1 protein-coding gene is annotated in these 883 nt (G+C 53.7%); it reads left to right on the forward strand.

Annotated features, from left to right (window positions below; translation table 11 throughout):
- A partial coding sequence (locus EXE42_RS16010; RefSeq protein ID WP_137706960.1) for a PAS domain-containing protein occupies positions 1-883 on the forward strand: 883 nt, incomplete at both ends.

The following is an 883-nucleotide window of genomic DNA, read 5'->3' on the forward strand; positions in this document are numbered from 1 at the left end:
ACTGTATGGCGACGACGAGATCACACGGATCGAACGGGACGTCTTGCCAGTAGTCGAAGAGAAAGGTGAGTGGCGAGGCGAGACTGTGGGTAAGCGACGCGACGGGACCACAGTCTCTCAAGAGATCACGCTCTCACTGCTTGACGATGGCGGTCTTATCTGTACAAACCGGGACATCACTGAGCGCAAAGAGCGCGAGCAGAAGCTTAAGCAGACGAATACTGTTCTCCGTACAATCGTTGAAAACCTGCCGATGGGAGTGCTCGTCGAAGATGCCGAGCGTGACGTACTCATGGCAAATGACCTACTGGGCGAAACACTTGGCAAACCTATCGATAGTGACGAACTTGTTGGGCGTGACTGTGCTGCGGCGGCTGAAGAGCTCAAAAACCAGTTCGCCGATCCTGAGGGGTTTATCCAAGGCATAGCAGATCGGATTGAACGCCGGGAGGCGGTTCAAAACGAGGAGCTCACCCTCGCAGACAATCGCGTTGTTGAACGCGATTACGTGCCGTACACCCTGCCAGAAGGTGAGGCGATTCTGTGGCTATACCGTGATGTAACAGAACGCAAGCAGCGAAAGGAGGAAGTTGAACGGAGCAGTCAGTTTCTGCGAGACACACAGGAAGTCGCAGCTGTCGGTGGTTGGGAATTTACTATACAGTCAGAGTCTTTGCGATGGTCGGATGAAATGTACCACATTCACGGAGTATCACGGGAAACTAATGTGACATTCGAAGACGCAATTGCATCCTATCACCCGGAGGATAGAGAGACCCTCCGAAAAGCCTTCAACCGTCTCGCAACCGAGGGCGAACCGTACGAACTGGAGGTGCGGATTCTCACAGTGGGAGGTGATGTACGGTGGATAAGCGCCCTTGGA

Source organism: Halorubrum sp. SP3 (assembly GCF_005435195.1).
In the GTDB taxonomy this organism is placed as follows: domain Archaea; phylum Halobacteriota; class Halobacteria; order Halobacteriales; family Haloferacaceae; genus Halorubrum; species Halorubrum sodomense.